Genomic DNA, 17,892 nt, shown 5'->3' on the forward strand with positions numbered 1-17,892 from the left:
CTCTACGGCGTAAGCCGGTGCAGGTCGCGGGGGAACACCGCGACCTCGCGCACGTTGGTCGCGCCGAGCAGGCGGGCCACGAAGCGCTCCAGGCCGATGGCGAAACCGCCGTGCGGCGGCATGCCGTGCCGGAACGCCTCGACATACGTCTCGACGCCGGTCAGGTCACCCTTGAGCGCGGCGACGTAGTCGGCGTACTCGTGCAGCCGCTGCCCGCCGGTGACCATCTCCAGGCCGCGGAACAGCAGGTCGAACGAGTTGGAGTGGGTCGGGCGGCCCGGCTCGGGATGCGTGTAGAACGGCCTCTTGCGCATCGGGTAGCCGGTCACGAAGAGGAAGTCCGAGCCGTGCTCGCGGACGGCCCACTCGCCCAGCGCCCGCTCGTGCGCGGGTGCCAGGTCGGGCTCGTCGGCCGGCGCGCCGGCGATCTCCAGCGCGGTCGTGAAGTGGATCGCCGGGATCTCGGCGGGCACGTCCGGCATCTTGACGCCCGGCAGCCGCTCGGCGACCGTGTCGGTCATGCCGGCCACGACGTCGCGCAGCACCGCCATCACGTCGCGGTGGTCCTCGATGAAGCCCAGCTCGACGTCGAGCGACGTGTATTGGGCCAGGTGCCGGGCGGTGTCGTGCGGCTCGGCGCGGAACACCGGGCCGACCTCGTAGACCTGCTCGAAGACGCCGACCATGAGCTGCTTGTAGAACTGCGGGCTCTGGGCCAGGTAGGCCCGGCTGCCGAAATAGTCGATGCCGAACACGTTGGCGCCGCTCTCGGTGGCCGAGGCGACGATCTTCGGCGTGAAGATCTCGGTGAAGCCCCGGTCGTCGAGCGTCGCCCGGAACCCCTCGGCGGCGGCCGCGGCCGCCGTGACCGCACGGCGCCGGGTCGCGTGCCGCAGGGCCACCGACGCGTGGTCGAGCTGCGTGGGCAGGGTGGCGGTGAGCAGCGGCCGGTAGAGGTCGAACGGGGGCGGTGCGGCCGGCGCGCTCAGTTTGCGTACGACCGGCTCGGTTATCTCCACGCCCAGGGGTGCTCCGCTGTTGATCGTCACCAGGCCGGTGACCTCGACGACGGTCTCCTCGGTCAGCTCCTCGAGCTGCTCGCGCACCTGCGGGTCGGTGATGACGACCTGGACCAGGCCGGCCCGGTCGCGCAGGATCAGGAAGGCGACGGCCTTGAGCACGCGCCGGCGATGGACCCAGCCGGCGACGGTGACGGTGCTGCCGGGATGGGCGGGCAGCTGGCTGGACAGGATGCGTTGCATTGGTGGACCTCCTCGTCGGTCGCAACGCGATCCCCGGGAGGTGTGGGCGAGCGGGTTCCTCGCGGTGCCACCACACCTTCACCCCGGCTGACCGGGGCCTCATTGGTCGCGCTGCGGCTCGGGAGTGTCTTCGCGACCGGTGCCGGGCCACCATCACAGCAACTGGTGGCTCTCTCGGCCGGCAGGGTCGATCGCTACTTGGTTCCGTCTGCGCCGTTGCGGCCGAGATTACCGGATCCCGCCGGCGGAAGGCGATCGTGAGCGGGTTCACAGACGCCGCGCACATGTGAACCCCGTCGCCCTGTATGTAGGAAGGATGAACACCGGGATACGCTCGGATTCGTGACGATCGCTCCAGAAGGCCGCCGGCTCCTGCGCGTCGAGGCGCGGAATGCCGAGACGCCGATCGAGCGCAAGCCGCCGTGGATCAAGGTCAAGGCCAAGATGGGCCCTGAGTTCACCTCGCTCCACGGTCTGGTTCAGCGCGAAGGCTTGCACACCGTGTGCCAGGAGGCTGGCTGTCCCAACATCTACGAGTGTTGGGAAGACCGCGAAGCCACCTTCCTGATCGGCGGCGACCAGTGCACCCGGCGCTGCGACTTCTGCCAGATCGACACCGGCAAGCCGGCCGAGTTCGACGCCGACGAGCCCCGCCGGGTCGCCGAGTCGGTCGCCACGATGGGCCTGCGCTACGCGACGGTCACCGGCGTGGCCCGCGACGACCTGCCCGACGGCGGCGCCTGGCTCTACGCCGAGACGGTCCGCCAGATCCACGCCCTCCAGGAGGGCTGCGGCGTCGAGCTGCTCATCCCCGACTTCAACGGCACCCCCGCGCTGCTGCGCGAGGTCTTCGAGTCGCGCCCCGAGGTGCTGGCGCACAACGTCGAGACCGTGCCGCGGATCTTCAAGCGGATCCGGCCGGGGTTCCGCTACGACCGGTCGCTGGATGTCATCACGCAGGCGCGCACTTTCGGCCTGGTGACCAAGTCCAACCTGATCCTGGGCATGGGCGAGGAGCGCGCCGAGATCTCGCAGGCGCTGCGCGACCTGCACGCGGCCGGGTGCGAGCTGGTGACGATCACGCAGTATCTGCGCCCGTCGCCGCGGCACCACCCGGTGGAGCGCTGGGTCAAGCCGGAGGAGTTCGTCGAGCTGGCGAAGGAGGCCGAGGAGATCGGCTTCGCCGGCGTGATGAGCGGCCCGCTGGTCCGGTCCAGCTACCGGGCGGGCCGGCTCTACCAGCAGGCACTGGCCGCGCGTACGCCCGCCTAGGTTTGATTCAGCAGTTTCAGGCCCTGCGTCGCGCAGTCACGCAACGATTCGTCGTCGCTGCGCGCCTGGGCGGTCAGCAGGTCGTGCGCGCGCGGCGAGCGGGCCTCGGCGATCAGCTCGAGCAGCCAGCAGCGGACACCGTGGTCGGTCTCGCGCCGGAACTCATCGATCAACGCGTCGACATGCTCGGCCGCGATGCCACGCAGCCGCTGGAAACCGTCTTCGGCCAACTGCGGGTCACGGCGCCGCATCAGCCGCAGGGCCCGCGCGAACTCGTCCGCCATCGTCGCAGGCTAGACCCCGACGGGCCCGCTAGGCGAGAGTTAGTTCGAGTCGCCGCGTTGGCCGCGGAGGCTGCCGAGGTTGATCAGCGCATGGTGGTCACCGGCATCGGCGGCGCGTTGATACCACTGCTCCGCCGCGGTCACGTCGCCGAGTTCCTCGGCCAGGACGCCGAGACTGAACATGCCCGTCGCGTTGCCGGCGTCGGCCGCCTGCTGGAACCAGCGCCGGGCCGCGGCCGGGTCGCCGTCGGTCTGGGCCAGCACACCGAGACTGACCAGCGCGTCGGTCTCACCGGCCTCGGCGGCCAGCCGCAACCAGTGCTCGGCACTGACCCGATCTTCGCGCTCGGCCTGGAGGCCGGCGAGGTTGAGCATCGCGTCGGTGTCGCCGGCCTCGGCCGCCTGCTGATACCAGAGCTCGGCGTTGGCCACGTCACCGCGCATGGTGAGCAGCACGCCGAGGTTGACCATGGCACCGGTATGCCCGGCGTCGGCCGCGCGCTGGTACCACTCCTCCGCCTCGGCCAGGTCCCACCGGTCCTGCAGGATCTGCCCGACAGCGGCCATCGCGTCGCTGTCGCCGGCTTCCGCGGCGCGCCGGTACCACCGCTCCGCACCGGTCATGTCTCCGCCTTCGATCTCACGGTTGAAACATAGCGGTGGGCCACGCCGCTACGCCTGCGGCAGTCGACCCAACCCCTGCCGCACATCATCGGGCGTCATGGCGGGGGCGAAGTCAATCTTGGCGTTCAGCCCACTGAAGAACGGCTCGGCGATCTCGATCATCCGCACCTCGGCGTCGAGGTCGAAGACGATGTAGATGGTCCGGTTCCCGTGGTGGGTGGAGAAGTAGACGGCCTCGGGGCGGAACCGCTCCATTGTCGATTCCACCAACGTGGACATGGTGCCGTCATGGATGGCCCGAGTGGTCGCCTCGGTATCCATCTGGACGGTCATGAGCATGCGCATCGCGGTTCCCCCGTTGTGGAGCCTCTGTTGGCGTCCACAGTTTCCCGCTTACGACCGGTTCGCGTGGGCGATTTGACCGGTTCGACAACTTCGGTCCAGGACGGCACACCCGCCGGCGCAACCCGAGTGGCCTTCGCCCTGTTGGTCCTGGTGTTGGTGTCCGAGAGCCAAGGCTTGGCGCTGTTCTCGTGAGATGGGCGGGTGTTGACGTGCACGTGTTCGGTGCGCCGCGAGGTGCCGGTGTAGGTGCGCCAGGTGCCGAGGCCCCAGGACCGGTTATTGACCCGCCGGTTGTAGATGATTCGTCTTCCGGGGTGCTCGTCGGCTTCGTGGTCGTCGCGTGCGTGATTGTCTACACGGCCGGCTGCGCCTATGGCTTGGGCTTCTGGCCGTAGGCGAAGACGAAGCGACCAGGACCGCCACGGAGGCGGCCCTGGTCGCTGGTGCGCGTAACTGTCAGACGTCGTAGTACATGGCGAACTCGTGCGGGGTCGGCCGCAGGCGGACCGGGTCGACCTCGTTCTCGCGCTTGTAGTCGACCCACGTCGAGATCAGGTCCGGCGTGAAGACGCCGCCCTCGAGCAGGTAGTCGTGGTCGGCTTCGAGCGAGTCGAGAACCTCGGGCAGCGAGCCCGGGACCTGCTTGACCGAGTTGTATTCCTCCGGCGGCAGGTCGTAGAGGTCCTTGTCGATCGGCTCCGGCGGCTCGATCTTGCTCTTGATGCCGTCGAGGCCGGCCATCAGCATCGCCGAGAAGGCGAGGTAGACGTTGGCCGACGGGTCCGGCACGCGGAACTCGACGCGCTTGGCCTTCGCGTTGCTGCCCGTCACCGGGATGCGGGTGCAGGCGGAGCGGTTGCGCTGCGAGTAGACCAGGTTGACCGGGGCCTCGAAACCGGGCACCAGACGACGGTAGGAGTTGACCGTCGGGTTGGTGAACGCCAGCAGCGACGGGGCGTGGTGCAGCAGGCCGCCGATGTACCAGCGGGCCATGTCGGACAGCCCGGCGTAGCCGGTCTCGTCGTAGAACAGCGGCTCGCCGTTGAGCCAGAGGCTCTGGTGGGTGTGCATGCCGGAGCCGTTGTCACCGAACAGCGGCTTGGGCATGAACGTCGCGGTCTTGCCCGCGGCCCAGGCGGTGTTCTTGACGATGTATTTGAAGAGCTGGAGCTGGTCGCCGGCGTGCAGCAGGGTCGAGAACTTGTAGTTGATCTCGGCCTGGCCGGCGGTGCCGACCTCGTGGTGCGAGCGCTCGACGGTGAAGCCCGAGTCGATCAGGTTGCGGACGATGCTGTCGCGCAGGTCGGCGTAGTGGTCGACCGGCGGCACCGGGAAGTAGCCACCCTTGTAGGCGGTCTTGTAGCCGCGGTTGCCGCCCGGCTCCTCCTTGCCCGTGTTCCACCAGCCCTCGACCGAGTCGATGTAGTAGAACGCCTGGTTGGAGCTCGTCTCGTGGCGGATCGAGTCGAAGATGTAGAACTCGGCCTCGGGCCCGAAGTAGGCGGTGTCGGCGATGCCGCTCGCCGCCAGGTAGGCCTCGGCCTTCTTCGCCACGTTGCGCGGGTCACGGGAGTAGGCCTCACGCGTGAACGGGTCGTGGATGAAGAAGTTGAGGGCGAGGGTCTTCTGCGCCCGGAACGGGTCGATGAACGCGGAAGCCACGTCCGGCAGCAGCAGCATGTCGGACTCGTGGATCTGCTGGAAACCACGGATCGACGAACCGTCGAACGCGAGGCCGGTGGTGAAGATGTCGTCGTCGATCGACTCGACCGGGGCGTTGAAGTGCTGCATCACGCCGGGCAGGTCGCAGAACCGGACGTCGACGAACTTCACGTCCTCGTCTTTGAGGTATCGCAGGAGTTCCTCGGGATTGGCGAACAACACGTCCTCCTGGCACGTCGCTTTCATGGCTTGCGGTTATCTCTCAAGCAAGGCTGGCAGCGACGGTATGGCTGAGCCGTTGCCCGAGCGTGTCGCAAAAGTTTCTGCCGTGTTACGTCACCCTCGGGCCGCCAGGAATGCCCGATTGGCCGGCGCTCCTACCGACCAAAACCGAACATATACCCCAAGACCGGCACGTTGTACGGACTCGCCGGGCAACGAGAAAGCCGAGACCAGGCCCTGGTCTCGGCTTCTCGTGAGGTGCTCGGCTCAGCGGCCGCGGGTCTGGCGGAACGCGCCCTTGGAGGGGCGCATGTTCTTGGGGATGGCGCCCTTGGGCATCTGCGGACGGGCCGCGGACAACGCCGTCAGGCGCTTGTCGAGGGCGTTGACGTCTTTGCCGGTCAGCGCGCGCGGGAGCTTGGTCAGCGTCATCCGCAGCTTGCGGATCGGCACCTCGTCGTCGCCGTTGCCGATCACGTAGTCGTGCAGCGGCGCGTTGCCGATCACCTTCGCGAGGCGGCGCTTCTCCTGGCCGAGCAGGCTGCGGACCCGCTGCGGGTTGCCCTCGGCGAGCAGGATCACGCCGGGCTTGCCGACGACCAGGTGGACCATGTCCATCGCCGTCGTGGAGCTCACCGCCGGGCGGACCCGCCAGTCACCGCGCATGTTCTCGATGATCGAGGCGGCGGCGCCCGGTTGCCCTTCGGCCGCGTTCATCATCGCCCGGTTGGACCGCAGGTTGAGCACGATCAGCAGCGCGAGCAGGGCGATCAGGATGCCGATCGGGATGAAGATCAAGCCCAGACCGACGACGACCGCGAGCGCGGCGAGCAGCAAAGGGATCATAACCGCGCCGACCGCCAACGGGACAAACATCTTGTCCTGTTTGGCGGTGAACGAGAACACCATCCCGATCTGCTTCAGGCGTCCAAAGAACGACACCTTCTCTTCTGCCTTGGCCATGGCACGCAGTCTACGGTCCGGATGCCGGTGTCTGTCCGCCGGCAATCATGTCGGCGCCGAGCAGCCCGAGCCGGTGGGCGACTGCTGCCGCTTCGATCCGATTCGTGACCTCGAGCTTGGCGATGATGCGGGAGACGTGCACGCTGACCGTTTTCGGCGATAGGTAGAGCTCGGTGGCGATCCGGCTGTTGCTGTGCCCCACCGCCACCAGCCGCAACACCTCGCGCTCGCGGGCGGTGAGCACGTCGGGCCCGGCTCCCACGGCCCCGCGCAGCCCGACCCGGCGGGCCAGCCGGGCCACCTCGTCACGCAGCGGCCGGGCGTCGAGGTCGGCCGCCAGCGCGCCGGCCTCTTCGAGCGCCTCGCCCGCGGCCGCCCGGTCGCCCACCGCGGCCAGCGCCTCGGCGAACGCCACCAGCGCGCGAGCGAGCGCGTAGGGCTGGCCGTCGGTCCGCCACGCCTCAACCGCGGTCGCCCAACTCCGCCGCGCGGCGGCTGCCGTCTCCGGTGCGCCGCGCTGGCCTGGCACCGCGGACCCAGCGACACGAGATCCCGACGCGGCGCCAGCCGCCGCCCCCACGCCCGCGGCGCCTGCGGCGCCCGGCGCTGCCACGGCCGAACCCGCACCCAACGAGCCACCTGGCGCGGTCGAACCCGCACCCAACGAGCCCACCCCAGCGCGGTCGAACCCGCACCCAACGAGCCACCCGGCGCCGCCGAACCCGCACCCAACGAGCCACCCGGAACTTCGACGGCGGAGCCGGCCGCGCGTGCCCCCGCGACCGCGGAGCCGGGCGGGGCCGCGGCGAAGCTGGCGTGGGTCTGTGCGGCGTAGGCGCGGTCTGCGGGGTATAGGCATTCGAGCTCCGCGGCGAGCGCCTCGATCGACGACCGCAACCCGGCGTCGTCGGCCGCCACCGCGGCGCGGGCCGAGACGGCGAGCAGCGGCCAGGTGTAGCGCGGGTTGCCGATCAGATCCGAAGCGGAGAGGCCGCCATGGGCGGCCGAAGCCGCAGCGGCCGCGTCGCCGACGGACAGCGCGGCCTCCACCTGGAGCACCAGCAGGGGCAGGCGGTGCTGGGCGCTGACGTAGGGCCGCCGGAGGAAGGCCAGCGCCCGCCCGATCACCTCAGGCGCCGAAGCATCGCCGCGGGCGAGGCGGAGGTTGGCCCGGATCTGGAGCCAGTGCAGGCCGAGATGGCCGGGCGGGTCGAAGCGGGCGGACTCGGCGCAGATCGCCTCGGCCTCGTCCCAGCGACCAAGGGCGACCAGCGCCTCGGCGTGGTTGGAGCGCAGGAACGCGCCGCTCGACCGGTCGACGCCGACCTTGGCGGCGTCTCTGGTTCCGGCGGCCGCGGTCTTCGCGGAGCCCGCGTAGTCGCCGACCTCGAACAACGCGTCGGAGATGTTGACCTGGGCGTGCACCAGTTGCTCGACGTCGCCGATGGACCTGGCGCGCTCCTCTGCCTCGCGCAGCTCGGCCAGGCCGATCTCGCCCGCGACCAGGCGGCTGCACACCCGACCCAGCGTCAGCGTGGCGTTGACCGCGGCGGCGACATCGCCCAGCGACTCGGCCGCGGCCCGTGCCAGCGAAGCGATCCGCGCCCCTTCGGCGCGGTCGATCCGGCTGATCTGATAGGCGATGTCGGCCAGGAGCTGGGCCCGGGCCGCGTCGTCGGTTGCCGTCTCGGCGAGGACGACGGCCTCCCGCAGCTCGTGCGTGCCGTCGCTCTTGCCCAACGAACCGAGCAGCTTGCCGCGCCGGGTCAGCAGCCGTGCGGCGCGCAGCGGCTCGACCGACTGGTCGACGGCGGCCAGCGCGGCCCGGTTGAGGCTCAGCGACCGCTTGAAGTCGCCCGCCGTGTAGGTGGCGACCATCGTCTCTTCGAGCAGCGTGAGGTGGTCGAGGCCGAGCCGCTCGCCGGCGTCGGGGATCTGCTCCCACAGGTCGAGCACCCGCTCCAGCAACCGGGCCTGCTCGGCGTGCGCGTAGCGCTCACCCGCCGCGACCGCCGCCGCCCGGGAGGTGACGAGGGCGCGGGGGTGGTCGTGGGCCGCGTACCAATGATGGGCTGTCTCTGCTGGTGCGCGCCCGGCGGCGACCAGCGTCGGGTCGGCCTCGATGGCGGCGGCATAGCGGGCGTGGAGGCGCGCGTGCTCGCCGGGCAACAGGTCGTCGTGCACCGCCTCGCGGACCAGCGCGTGCCGGAACTCATAGCCGCCGTCGGAGTCGGCCACCAGCAACTGGGCGGCCACCGCGGCGCGCAACGCCGTGTCGAGCGCGGTCTCCGGCAGGCCGGCGACGGTGGCGAGCAGGTCGTGCCCGATGCGGTTGCCACCGGCGGCCGCGATGCGCAGCACCGGCTGAGCCGACTCGGGCAGCCGGTCGACCCGGGCGAGCAGCAGGTCGCGCAGGCTCTCCGGGATGTCTGCGCAGGCCATCGGGTCGCCGGACGCGGCCAGCTCCTCGACGAAGAACGGGTTGCCCTGTGCCCGCATGTGCACCTTGTCGATCGACCGCTGGGCCGGCTCGCCGCCGAAGATGCTGGCCAGGATCTCGGCGGTGCCGTCGCGGTCGAGCCGGCCGAGATCGAGGCGCTCGACGCCGCGGGCCCGGTCGAGCTCGGCCACGAACGCCCGCAGCGGGTGGCCGCGGTGCAGCTCGTCGGTGCGGTAGGTGCAGATCATCAGCACCCGCGCGGTGCGGGCGCCGCGGACCAGGAACTCGATGAGGTCGCGGGTGGACCGGTCGGCCCAGTGCAGATCTTCGAGCACGACGACCAGCGGCCGGTCGGCGGCCAGCCGGGTCAGCAGCGTCGCGACCCGGTCGAAGAGCACGCCGCGGTCGGCGTCGTGCGAGACGGCGCCCAGCTCCGGCAGGAGCCGGGCGAACTCGGCCTCGTGACCGTCGAGGACCGCGACGCCCTCGGCACGGACCAGCTCGCGCAGGATGCCGGCGAACGGCGCGTAGGGCAGGCCTTCCTCGCCGAGCTCGAGGCACTGGCCGGTGAGGAACCTCGCGCCGCCCCCGTGGCGGCGGAACTCCTCGATCAACCGCGTCTTGCCGACGCCCGCCTCGCCGCCGACCAGCACCATCGCCGGCTCGTCGGTGCGGACCCGTTTGAGTGCTTCGCGCAGCCCGGCGATCTCGGCGTCACGGCCGACGAACGCGGTGTTGCGGGCACGAGTGGTCACGCCATCGAGAATGCCATGCGGGTACGACATGACGCCGCCGAGATTTCCCGCGCTCAGGCCGACCGCCGGCGCAGTGCCCGCCGTGCCGGCGTCCCTTCCGTGGCGTCCGTCGAGGACGCGTGGCGACGCAACGCACGGGCCAGCCGGCCGCCACGGGCATCGGCGGTCAGCGATTCGACGTGGGCGCGGTGCAGTTCCAGGGTCAGGTACGGGTCGTTGATCACTGTGGCTCCTCGGCCGTCGTTTTGCTGTCGACGTTGACGATTCGCGCGCAGGTACCCGCCGCGCACCCGTCGCCCGCCCTAATCCCGCCTGCCTTACCGAGGCTCAGCCCGCCGCTGAGGCAGGTAAGGTACCTCAGCCGTCAATGATCCGTTGACAACCTGTCCAACCGCCCCGCACCATGACCGGCGTGGACAAGCTCGAGCAGGACGTACGCACCCTGCTGGCCGCCGGCGACGACCCGGGAGCGGCTCTCGACGCCCTGCCCCTGCTGCGCACCATCCGCGACCGGATCGACGCCACCGAAAGCGCCCTGATCGAGTCGGCCCGCCTAGGCGGCGCGAGCTGGGCCACCATCGCCGGCGCCCTGGGCCTGGCCACTCGCCAGGCGGCCGAGCAGCGATACCTGCGCCTGACCGGCGACCAGTCCCGCGACGTCCGGCCCACCCGCCAGACCCGCCAACGTCAGCGCTCCGTTGACACTCAGCATGGCCCAGCCATCGCCCACCTCCGCGCCACCGCCCGCACCCTCCTCCGCCGAATCGAGGCGGACGCGGCCTGGCCCGACCGCTTCCCCCGCGCCACCCTGGCCCACGACACCCTCAAACTCGCCGCGGACGCTCCCCCAGGCGCCCTGTTTTCCCTGGCCACCAGCGTGATCGACGACCTGGGACCGGCGCACCTCCCGGAGCCGATTCAAAAGGCCGCCGACGACCTACGCACCGCCCTGAGTTGAGCCCCGAGAACTCAATCATGGGTTGACACCACCCACACCCGTCCCACAGGATCTGAGCCACAACGACTCAAGGTCCTGGGGAGGACGGGTGGCGTACCCGATAAGTGCGCGGTTCGCGGTGTTGCGACTGCGCGATTTCCGCATCTTCGTCGCGGGCCACGCGACCTCCACCCTCGGCACCCAGATGGCCGGCGTAGCTCTGGTCTTCGCGGTCCTCGACAGCGGCGGCTCCCCGGCGACCCTCAGCTACGTACTCGCCGCCCGCATCGTCCCGATGGTCCTCGTCCTACCCCTGGCCGGCGTGCTGGGCGACCGACTCCCCCGCCGGTTCGTGATGCTCAGCGCCGACTGCCTGCGCGCCGCCGCCCAAGCCGCGATCGCCGTGCTGTTCTTCGCCGGCACGCCCGATCTCTGGCTGCTGCTCACCCTGGCAGCGCTCAGCGGCCTGGGCGAGGCCACCTTCCGCCCGTCCTTCGACGGCCTGGTGCCGCAACTGGTCCCCGCCGACCGCCGCCACGAGGCCAATACCTTCGTCGGCCTGATCCAGTCGATCGCCACCGTGGCCGGCCCGGCCCTGGCCGCCGTCCTGGTCGTAGCCACCTCACCCGCGACCGTCCTCCTCATCGACGCGATCACCTACGTGCCGAGCATCCTGGCCCTGCTCTGGCTGCGCGTCCCCGACCCGCCCCGCGCCGGCCACACGTCAATGCTCCGCGAGATGCGCGAGGGCTGGCGCGTCTTCGCGGCCCTACCGTGGCTATGGACCATCACCCTCCAGTTCACCCTCTTCAACCTGCTGCTCTGGGCGCCCTACCTGGTCCTGGGCCCGATCTCCGCCAACCGCTTCTACGGCGGCGCCGCAGCCTGGGGCGCGATCAGCGCGGTCTACGGGGCCGGCGCCATCCTCGGGGGCGTCGTGATGCTCGCCTGGAAGCCGACGCGCCCGCTCCTGGTGGCCACCGCCGCCACGATCCTCTGGGCGTCCCCCTCGGCCGCGCTCGCCGCCCAGGCCCCACTCGCGCTGGTCTGCGCGGGAGCCCTGCTGGCCGGCATCGTCGGCACCTTGTGGATGACCACGATCCACCAACGCGTCCCCACCGAGGCGATGTCGCGAGTCAACTCCTATGTGGTCTTCGGCTCCTTCTCGGTAGGCCCGATCGGCCTCGCCCTGGCCGGCCCCGCCGCCACCGCGACGAGCATCCCCACCATCCTGCTCATCGGCGTCGCGTGGCAGATCATCTCGGCATCACTCCTACTCGCCCTCCCCGCCATCCACCGCGTCCGCCGCACGGAATCCGCGACCGAGGCCGCACCGGGTGAAGCACGGCCCGCACATTCAGGCGCAACCGCGTAGATCCACTGCGGTCCCGAGCCCGTCGTGAGGCGCGACCGCCGCTTCCAGCCGGAAACTAGAGCCACTGCGGCCCCGGGTCCGTCCTGGGGCGTGACCGCCGCTCCCGCCGAAAACTAGAGGCACTGCGGTCCCGGGTCCGTCGTGGGCACGACCGCCGCTCCCGCCGGGGACCGGGCCGGGCCCGAGGGGGCCCGTCCCTGCCAGGCCCGCCGCCGGACGCGGCTAGACCCGATCCCGTTCCACGGCGGGTGTTCCGGTCTGCCGCACGCGCGGCGGCAGGCAACGCCTCTGGATCCGCCCATGCCCATGATCATGTGCAGCAGATCAGCAAGATCCCCGACCTCCACCATGATCATGTGTGCCAGACCTGCACGACACACCGCAGCGATTGTCGATGGGCTGCAAACGATCGAGCAGATCGCGGTCACCGATGTCGACCAGGCACAAACGATCACCGATCCGCACATCAGACCAAGTCGAAACGCGGCCAGCCGCAACCGGCGACGAAGGCCAACGAACTCGAGAGCTCGCTGGCGCCTACCGGGCGCACACGATCACCGACCCCGGCTGGCAGCGCACGGCGACCTCGATGGCCGACTGACGGCCGAAGGTGTGGTCGGCATCGCCGCGTCGACACCCGGCGCTGCGCCGCGCCGGACCAGACTCGAGCCGCCGAAGCCACACCAAGCGGCGACCGCTCGTCGGGGCCGCGCGGCACAACCCGGAGCTGCGCCACGCGACGACTCTCGTCGGGTTGCCCCAACAACCCGACGCCATGCAACGCCAGCGACATAGTCGCCGCGGCGCGGGCTAGCGGTGGGGGTCGCCGGGTTCGACGGAACGAGGCGGGGCACTGGAGCGTCTACTTCTCATGGGCTTGCGGATCAGTCGGCTGACGGTGATCGCCGTCGCCGCGCTTTTGGCCGTCGGCGGGTGCGGTAAGGCGTTCGGCGGTCGGGTTGTTTACCAGGGCGACTACCCCTCCTACCAGAGCCTTGCGGAACTGACGGAGAAGGCGACCCTGATCATCGAGGCGACGGTCTCCGGGCCGCGGGTCGACAAGCTCTACGCCTCACGCGACGACGGCACCGAGCCCAACGACGACACCGGCATCGTCATCACCGTCTGGTCCGCCAGCGTCAAGGCCGTCCACAAGGGATCGAGCAAACCCGGCGACGTGGTCGCCGTGAAGCAGACAGGCGGGCAGCTCGACGGCGTGGTCTACGAGGAGGCCGGCGGCGTGCCGCTTCGCGAGGGCACGACCTACCTGCTCTTCCTGGAGACCTACCCCGACGCGGCCGCCTCCCTGCTCAACCCCACCCAGGCGCAATACGAGGTCGCGCAGGACGGCACCTACCGCCCGGTCAGCGAAGACAACCTCATCACAATCAACCGCGACGACCTCTAACGCAGCGCCGCCGCCAGCTCGCGCACCACCGACACGAACAATTGCACATCCCGCGATGTCGTACGCCAGTTGACGATCGCCGGCCGCAGAGCGACCCGACCCTCGTAGACCGTGGTCCCCGCGAAGACCCGGCCGTCGTCGAGGAGCGCCTCACCGACGCGCCTGTTGAGGTCGTCTAGCTGCGACTCCGGCACCCCGGGTGGCCGCACCCGGAAACAGACGATGCACAGCGGCACCTCCGCCAGCCGCTCCAGGTCGGGCGCGGCATCGACCAACGACGCCAGCTCCTGCGCCAGGTCGAGGTGCCGCTCCACCATCGCCTGATAGCCCGACCGCCCATACGCCGCCAGCGTCGCCCAGATCGGCAGTGACCGGGCCCGCCGCGACGACTCCGGCCCCAGTAGGCCATAGCCGCCGCGCGGCGAGTCGGCGCCGGGGAGGTACGGCGCGCCCGGCATCCCGAACGCCGCCCCCAGCCGCGCCGGTTCCCGCAGGAACGCGAACCCGCTCTCGTAAGGCACGTTGAGCCACTTGTGCCCGTCGCACGCGATCGAGTCGGCCTGCGCGAGGCCCGCCACCAGGTGCGCCGTGCGCGGCGACAAGGCCGCGAACAGCCCGAACGCCCCGTCGACGTGCAGCCACGCGTCGTGCCGGGAAACCAGGGCGGCCAGATCCGCAAGCGGGTCGAAGTCGCCCGCATTGACCTCGCCCGCGTTCGCGATCACCACAGCGGGGCCCGACGACGCCAACGCACGGTCCAACGAGGACAGGTCCACCCGGCCGGAACCGTGCACCGACACCGACTCCCGCCCGTGCCCGAGCATCTGCAACGCCTTGCGCGCGGACGCGTGCACATACCCACCCGAGAACACCGGCATCCGCGGCAACCCGGCCAGTCCCGCGGCCGCCACGTCGACCCCGTGGCGCGACGCCCACCAGTGCGTCGCCGCGCCCAGCGCGGTGAAGTTGGCGAACGTCGCGCTGCCCACCAGCGCGCCGCCGAACGACGACGGCAGCCCGAACAGCGACGTCAGCCAGGACAACGCGACCGTCTCCACGGACGTGGCGAACTCCGAGGCCGCCCGCGAGAACGCGTTCTGGTCGAGCAACGAGACGGTCCAGTCAGCGGCCAGCGCCGCCGGTGTCACGCCCCCGGTGACGAAATGGAAGAAGCGCGGCCCGGCCGAGTGGGTGGCGGACGACGTACCCACGGACAACAGCTTGTCCACAACGGACGCCGCACCCGAACCAACAGCGGGCAGCTCGCCGCCCAGCGACTTGACCTCCGACGAGCCGGAGTAGACCGGCCGGTCGGCGAGCGACGCGAGGTAGGGACCGGCCGCGTCGAACACCGCGCGCAGCGCGTGCTCGGTGCCGTCGTCGTGCAAGGGATCCATCAGCCCTCCAGGACGCGCTCCATGGCCGCCCGCGCCCGGCGCGCGGTGCGGAGATATTCGTCGATGAACTCCCCGGCGTCGTCGCGGCCGAGCAGCCGGACCACCGCCGCCAGCTCGACGCCGTGCCGGGGCAGTTGGTCGCCGGGGCGGCCGCGGACGAGCATCAGCGCGTTGCGCACGCGGGCCGCCTGCCGCCAACCCGCGGCCAGCGCGGTGGCGTCGGCCGGGTCGAGCAGGCCGGCCTCCTCGGCGGCGGCAAGAGCGTCGACGGTACGTGTGGTCCGCAGCGAAGGATGCGCGCCCGCGTGCCGCAGTTGCAGCACCTGGGCCGCCCACTCGACGTCGGACAGCCCGCCGCGGCCGAGCTTCACGTGAGTGGCCGGGTCGGCGCCGCGGGGCAGCCGCTCGTTCTCCACCCGCGCCTTGATCCGGCGGATCTCCACGTGCTGCGTCTGGCTGAGCCCGGCCGCCGGGTAGCGGTAGCTGTCGGCCATCGTCACGAACCGCTCGCCCAGGTCGATGTCGCCGGCCACCGGCCGGGCCCGCAGCAGCGCCTGCGCTTCCCAGACGTGTGACCAGCGGGCGTAGTACTGCGCGTACGCGGCCAGGCTGCGCACCAGCGGACCCTGCCGCCCCTCGGGGCGCAGGTCGGCGTCGACGCCGAGCGGCGGGTCGGGCGCCGGCATGCCGAGCAGTCGCCGCAACTCCTCGGCGACCGCGTGCGCCGCCGCGCTGGAATCGCCATCCGGGTGCCCCGGCGGTGGGTCGTAGACGAACAGCACGTCGGCGTCGGACGAGAAGCCCATCTCCGCGCCGCCCAGCCGGCCCATCCCGATGATGGCGAAGGTCAGCCCGGCCGGCAGCGGATAGGCCCGGGCCGCCGACCGCAGCGCCGCCCCCAGCGTCGCGTCGGCCACATCGGACAGTGCGGTGCCGACGCCGCGCACGTCGAGCACCGGCGACGGGGCCAGCGAGCCGTGGCTGAGCGCGTCGGCGCAGGCGATCCGGAACAGCTCCCGGCGGCGCAGGCCGCGGACCGCGCGGATCGCCTCGCCCGGGTCCTCGTGGCGGTCGGCCGCGGCGCCGAAGCCGTCGCGGAGCACGTCGCCGGGGCGCGGGGTCAGCTCGGCGTCCTCGGCCAGCAGCCGCAGCGCCTCCGGGTCGCGGGCGAGCAGGTCGGCGGCGTAGCGGGACAGGCCGAGCACCCGGGCCAGCCGGCGGGCCACCGGGCCCTCGTCGCGGAGCAGCCGCAGATACCAGGGTGTGGCGCCGAGCTTGTCGGAGACCTGGCGATAGCTGAGCAGGCCGCGGTCGGGCTCGGCGGCGTCGGCGAACTCCTGGAGCAGCACCGGGAGCAGGGTGCGCTGGATCGCGGCGGTCCGGGTGACGCCGCCGGTCAGCGCCTCCAGGTGACGCAGCGCGCCGGTGGGGTCGGCGAAGCCGAGCACCTCGAGCTGGCGGCGCGCCGCCTCCGGAGTGAGCCGCAGCGCCTCGGCCGGCACCCGGGCGACCGCCTCCAGCAGCGGCCGGTAGAGCAGCTTGACGTGTAGCCGGCGGACCTCGCTGGCGTGCGCCACCCAGTCGGCCCGGAACGACTCGACGGCGTCGCGGCCCGGCAGTGCGGTGTAGCCCAGGGCCGCGGCCAGCCAGCGCAGCCCGGCCGGGTCGGCCGGCACCGTGTGGGTCCGGCGCAGGGCCTGGAGCTGAAGGCGGTGCTCGACCGTACGCAGGAAGCGGTAACCACGCAGCAGCGTCTCGCCGTCGGCCCGCCCGACGTAGCCACCGCCGACCAGCGCCCGCAGGGCCGGCATCGTGCCGGTGACCCGCAGTGTCTCGTCGACCCGCCCGTGCACGAGTTGCAGGAGCTGCACCGCGAACTCGATGTCGCGCAGCCCGCCCGGCCCACGCTTGATCTCCCGCTCGAGCTCGCGGGCCGGCACGTTGTCGACGATCCGCCGGCGCATCGCCCGCACGTCGTCGACCGCCTCGGGGCGCTCCGCGGCGTGCCAGACCAGCGGCGCCAGCAGGTCGATCCACTCCTGGGCCAGCGCGGTGTCGCCCGCGGCCGGGCGGGCCTTGAGCAGCGCCTGGAACTCCCACGTGCGGGCCCAACGCTGGTAGTAGGCCTGGTGGCTGGCCAGCGTGCGGACCAGCGGGCCACGACTGCCCTCCGGGCGCAGCGCGGCGTCGACCGGCCAGGCGACCAGCCCGCAGATCTCGATCAGCCGGGTGGCGATGCCGGTGGCGGCGGGCAGGTCGTCGTCGGTCGCGGCGACGAAGATGACGTCGACGTCGGAGACGTAGTTGAGCTCGTTGCCGCCGCACTTGCCGAGCGCGACCACGCCAAGCCGCGGCTCGGCACCCACCTCGGACGCGGCGATCGCGTAGGCGGCCCGCAGCGTCCCGTCGGCCAGCGCCGACAGGGCGGCCATCGTCTGCTCCAGGCCGCGACCACCGGTCAGATCCGCCGCAGCGATCTTCAACAGGGCGAGGCGGTACGCCAGCCGCAGCGAAGCCACCGCGTTGGGCGCGTCGACCGCCTCCAGCACCCCGGTCGCGCCCGGCGCCTGCCCGTTGACAGTCCGCAGCGCCAGCCACTGGGCCGGGTTGGCGACCAGGTGGTCGCCGAGCGCTGACGACGCGCCCAGCACCGCGACCAACCGCCGCCGCAGGCCGTCGTCGTCGAACAGCGCATCAAGAAGCAGGGAGCCGGAGTCGGTGCGGTTGAGCGACTCGACCAACCGGTGCAACTGACGCAGCGCCAGGTCGGGATCGCCGGCCCGGGACAGTGCGCCGATCAGCTCGGCCGCCGGCTCCCCGACCGGCTCACCCGTAGCCGGGTCCCAGAGCCCCAGCCCGCCCGGGCCGAGCTGCTCGACGGCGCGGTCGCCGAACCCGAACCGGGCCAGCCGGTTCGTGCGCTCACCGGTCGGCCGGCCCACGGCG

The 17,892-nt window shown here is 71.5% G+C and carries 14 protein-coding genes and 1 pseudogene; 4 read left to right on the forward strand and 11 right to left on the reverse strand.

All coding sequences use genetic code 11. The features are described from left to right. Positions 1–2: 2 nt before the first annotated feature. Positions 3–1,262, reverse strand: a complete 1,260-nt coding sequence (gene aspS, locus DFJ67_RS41355; protein ID WP_116075114.1) for an aspartate--tRNA(Asn) ligase — start codon at positions 1,260–1,262, stop codon at positions 3–5. Between the two features lie 342 nt (positions 1,263–1,604). Between aspS and lipA the strand changes: the two genes are divergently transcribed. Further along, positions 1,605–2,534, forward strand: coding sequence for a lipoyl synthase (gene lipA / locus DFJ67_RS41360; protein ID WP_116075117.1), 930 nt, complete (start codon positions 1,605–1,607; stop codon positions 2,532–2,534). Here lipA and DFJ67_RS41365 read toward each other — a convergent pair. From DFJ67_RS41365 to DFJ67_RS43130, 8 genes and pseudogenes are all read right to left on the reverse strand, one after another. Further along, the gene (locus tag DFJ67_RS41365; protein WP_116075119.1) at positions 2,531–2,818 is read right to left on the reverse strand and encodes a HEAT repeat domain-containing protein; all 288 of its coding nucleotides are present in this window, start codon (positions 2,816–2,818) and stop codon (positions 2,531–2,533) included. The genes lipA and DFJ67_RS41365 overlap by 4 nt on opposite strands. Positions 2,819–2,857: 39 nt before the next feature. Continuing rightward, complete coding sequence (locus DFJ67_RS41370; protein WP_116075121.1) at positions 2,858–3,442, reverse strand: tetratricopeptide repeat protein; 585 nt, start codon at positions 3,440–3,442, stop codon at positions 2,858–2,860. Between the two features lie 48 nt (positions 3,443–3,490). Then, the gene (locus tag DFJ67_RS41375) at positions 3,491–3,787 is read right to left on the reverse strand and encodes a hypothetical protein (protein ID WP_116075124.1); all 297 of its coding nucleotides are present in this window, start codon (positions 3,785–3,787) and stop codon (positions 3,491–3,493) included. Between the two features lie 456 nt (positions 3,788–4,243). Continuing rightward, a complete protein-coding gene (gene glnA / locus DFJ67_RS41380; protein ID WP_116077268.1) occupies positions 4,244–5,668 on the reverse strand; it encodes a type I glutamate--ammonia ligase in 1,425 nt (474 codons plus the stop codon). 270 nt (positions 5,669–5,938) lie between these two features. Beyond that, positions 5,939–6,634 carry a DUF4191 domain-containing protein gene (locus DFJ67_RS41385; protein ID WP_116075126.1) on the reverse strand — a complete coding sequence of 232 codons (696 nt, stop codon included), beginning with the start codon at positions 6,632–6,634 and terminating at the stop codon, positions 5,939–5,941. A 10-nt stretch (positions 6,635–6,644) separates the two neighbouring features. Continuing rightward, complete coding sequence (locus DFJ67_RS41390) at positions 6,645–7,493, reverse strand: helix-turn-helix transcriptional regulator (protein WP_116077270.1); 849 nt, start codon at positions 7,491–7,493, stop codon at positions 6,645–6,647. A gap of 1,835 nt (positions 7,494–9,328) precedes the next feature. Next, positions 9,329–9,859: pseudogene (locus DFJ67_RS44285) on the reverse strand (ATP-binding protein); the annotation flags it as partial. Positions 9,860–9,882: 23 nt separating this feature from the next. After that, positions 9,883–10,053, reverse strand: coding sequence for a hypothetical protein (locus DFJ67_RS43130; protein WP_170216184.1), 171 nt, complete (start codon positions 10,051–10,053; stop codon positions 9,883–9,885). A 188-nt stretch (positions 10,054–10,241) separates the two neighbouring features. On the opposite strand from DFJ67_RS43130, the gene DFJ67_RS41400 reads away from it, so the two are divergent. The 3 genes from DFJ67_RS41400 to DFJ67_RS41410 all read left to right on the forward strand — a co-directional run bounded on the left by DFJ67_RS41400 (position 10,242) and on the right by DFJ67_RS41410 (position 13,549). Further along, positions 10,242–10,787 (forward strand): hypothetical protein, encoded by a 546-nt coding sequence (locus tag DFJ67_RS41400; protein WP_239097011.1) that lies wholly within the window; start codon positions 10,242–10,244, stop codon positions 10,785–10,787. Positions 10,788–10,875: 88 nt separating this feature from the next. Next, positions 10,876–12,141, forward strand: coding sequence for an MFS transporter (locus DFJ67_RS41405; RefSeq protein WP_203783235.1), 1,266 nt, complete (start codon positions 10,876–10,878; stop codon positions 12,139–12,141). A gap of 871 nt (positions 12,142–13,012) precedes the next feature. Then, on the forward strand, positions 13,013–13,549 hold the full coding sequence (locus DFJ67_RS41410; protein ID WP_116075128.1) for a hypothetical protein: 537 nt from the start codon (positions 13,013–13,015) through the stop codon (positions 13,547–13,549). Here DFJ67_RS41410 and DFJ67_RS41415 read toward each other — a convergent pair. Continuing rightward, a complete protein-coding gene (locus tag DFJ67_RS41415; protein ID WP_116075129.1) occupies positions 13,546–14,946 on the reverse strand; it encodes a pyridoxal phosphate-dependent decarboxylase family protein in 1,401 nt (466 codons plus the stop codon). The genes DFJ67_RS41410 and DFJ67_RS41415 overlap by 4 nt on opposite strands. After that, positions 14,946–17,888 carry a bifunctional [glutamine synthetase] adenylyltransferase/[glutamine synthetase]-adenylyl-L-tyrosine phosphorylase gene (locus DFJ67_RS41420; RefSeq protein WP_116075130.1) on the reverse strand — a complete coding sequence of 981 codons (2,943 nt, stop codon included), beginning with the start codon at positions 17,886–17,888 and terminating at the stop codon, positions 14,946–14,948. Before DFJ67_RS41420 ends, DFJ67_RS41415 begins: the two co-directional genes overlap by 1 nt. Between the last annotated feature and the right edge of the window lie 4 nt (positions 17,889–17,892).

The organism is Asanoa ferruginea, from assembly GCF_003387075.1.
GTDB lineage: Bacteria > Actinomycetota > Actinomycetes > Mycobacteriales > Micromonosporaceae > Asanoa > Asanoa ferruginea.